Genomic DNA, 2,927 nt, shown 5'->3' with positions numbered 1-2,927 from the left:
ATAAACGACTGTTTGGGGTTGTATAGTCAAGTAATTAAGTGCATGTGGTGGATGCCTTGGCAGTCAGAGGCGAAGAAAGACGTGATAGCCTGCGAAAAGCTCCGGGGAGGCGGCAAATATCCTGTGATCCGGAGATGTCTGAATGGGGAAACCCACCGGCTATAAGGTCGGTATCATAAACTGAATACATAGGTTTATGAGGCGAACGCGGAGAAGTGAAACATCTCAGTATCCGTAGGAAAAGAAATCAATTGAGATTCCCTCAGTAGCGGCGAGCGAAAGGGGAACAGCCCATTAAGTCATATCAGTTTTAGTGGAATGCTCTGGGAAGTGCAACCATAGTGGGTGATAGTCCTGTACACGAAAGGGCTGATATGATGATGTCGAGTAGGGCGAGGCACGTGAAACCTTGTCTGAATATAGGGGGACCATCCTCTAAGGCTAAATACTCCTGACTGACCGATAGTGAACCAGTACCGTGAGGGAAAGGCGAAAAGAACCCCTGTGAGGGGAGTGAAATAGATCCTGAAACCGCATGCATACAAGCAGTGGGAGCCACTTTGTGTGGTGACTGCGTACCTTTTGTATAATGGGTCAGCGACTTATATTCAGTAGCGAGGTTAACCGAATAGGGGAGCCGTAGAGAAATCGAGTCTTAATAGGGCGTTTAGTTGCTGGGTATAGACCCGAAACCGGGTGATCTATCCATGAGCAGGTTGAAGGTTGGGTAACACTAACTGGAGGACCGAACCCACTGTCGTTGAAAAGCCAGGGGATGACTTGTGGATAGGGGTGAAAGGCTAATCAAACTCGGTGATAGCTGGTTCTCCCCGAAAGCTATTTAGGTAGCGCCTCGGACGAATACCATTGGGGGTAGAGCACTGTTTCGGCTAGGGGGTCATCCCGACTTACCAAACCGATGCAAACTCCGAATACCAATGAGTACTATCCGGGAGACAGACTGCGGGTGCTAACGTCCGTAGTCAAGAGGAAAACAATCCAGACCGCCAGCTAAGGTCCCTAAATCATAGTTAAGTGGGAAACGATGTGGGAAGGCATAGACAGCTAGGAGGTTGGCTTAGAAGCAGCCACCCTTTAAAGAAAGCGTAATAGCTCACTAGTCGAGTCGGCCTGCGCGGAAGATGTAACGGGGCTAAAACTATGTACCGAAGCTGCGGATTTGCAATTTATTGCAAGTGGTAGGGGAGCGTTCTGTAAGCCGATGAAGGTGTGTTGAGAAGCATGCTGGAGGTATCAGAAGTGCGAATGCTGACGTGAGTAACGACAAAACGGGTGAAAAACCCGTTCGCTGAAAGACCAAGGGTTCCAGTCCAACGTTAATCGGGGCTGGGTGAGTCGACCCCTAAGGCGAGGCCGAGAGGCGTAGTCGATGGGAAATTGGTTAATATTCCAATACTTCAGTGTAATGCGATGAGAGGACGGAGAAGGTTAAGTCAGCCTGGCGTTGGTTGTCCAGGTGGAAGACTGTAGGCATGCATCTTAGGCAAATCCGGGGTGCTCTATGCTGAGAGTTGATAGCAAGCCAGTTTACTGGTGAAGTGGCTGATACCATACTTCCAGGAAAAGTCTCTAAGCTTCAGTTACACTGGAATCGTACCCGAAACCGACACAGGTGGTCAGGTCGAGTAGACCAAAGCGCTTGAGAGAACTCTGCTGAAGGAACTAGGCAAAATGGTACCGTAACTTCGGGAGAAGGTACGCTGCCGGCGGTGATAGGACTTGCTCCTTGAGCTGTTGGCAGCCTCAGAAACCAGGCCGCTGCAACTGTTTATTAAAAACATAGCACTCTGCAAACACGAAAGTGGACGTATAGGGTGTGATGCCTGCCCGGTGCTGGAAGGTTAATTGATGGGGTTAGCGTAAGCGAAGCTCTTGATCGAAGCCCCAGTAAACGGCGGCCGTAACTATAACGGTCCTAAGGTAGCGAAATTCCTTGTCGGGTAAGTTCCGACCTGCACGAATGGCATAATGATGGCGGCGCTGTCTCCAGCAGAGGCTCAGTGAAATCGAATTCGCCGTGAAGATGCGGTGTACCCGCGGCTAGACGGAAAGACCCCGTGAACCTTTACTGCAGCTTGACATTGAACTTTGATCTTACTTGTGTAGGATAGGTGGGAGGCTTTGAAGTGGTGACGCTAGTTGCCATGGAGCCGTCCTTGAAATACCACCCTGGTAATATTGAGGTTCTAACTCTGCTCCCTGATCGGGAGCGAGGACCATGTCTGGTGGGTAGTTTGACTGGGGCGGTCTCCTCCTAAAGAGTAACGGAGGAGTACGAAGGTGCGCTCAGCGTGGTCGGAAATCACGCGTAGAGTATAAAGGCAAAAGCGCGCTTAACTGCGAGACCCACAAGTCGAGCAGGTACGAAAGTAGGTCTTAGTGATCCGGTGGTTCTGTATGGAAGGGCCATCGCTCAACGGATAAAAGGTACTCTGGGGATAACAGGCTGATACCGCCCAAGAGTTCATATCGACGGCGGTGTTTGGCACCTCGATGTCGGCTCATCTCATCCTGGGGCTGAAGCAGGTCCCAAGGGTATGGCTGTTCGCCATTTAAAGAGGTACGCGAGCTGGGTTTAGAACGTCGTGAGACAGTTCGGTCCCTATCTACCGTGGGCGCTGGAAATTTGAGAGGATCTGCTCCTAGTACGAGAGGACCAGAGTGGACGAACCTCTGGTGTACCGGTTGTGACGCCAGTCGCATCGCCGGGTAGCTATGTTCGGAAGGGATAACCGCTGAAAGCATCTAAGCGGGAAGCCTACCTCAAGATAAGATTTCCCCGAGACTTTATGTCTCCTAAAGAGCCGTTGAAGACTACGACGTTGATAGGTTGGATGTGGAAGTGCAGTGATGCATGAAGCTGACCAATACTAATTGCTCGTGAGGCTTGACTATACAACACCCAA

The 2,927-nt window shown here is 50.6% G+C and carries 1 rRNA gene; it reads left to right on the top strand.

From position 1 onward, the window contains the following. Positions 1-24: 24 nt before the first annotated feature. A 23S ribosomal RNA gene (locus tag FTV25_RS15590) occupies positions 25-2,916 on the top strand. Positions 2,917-2,927: the final 11 nt, after the last annotated feature.

It is taken from the genome of Acinetobacter sp. YH12249, assembly GCF_013417475.1.
GTDB lineage: Bacteria > Pseudomonadota > Gammaproteobacteria > Pseudomonadales > Moraxellaceae > Acinetobacter.
The sequence above is the reverse complement of the archived record's forward strand: the minus strand, read 5'-3'. Positions and strand labels throughout refer to the sequence as shown.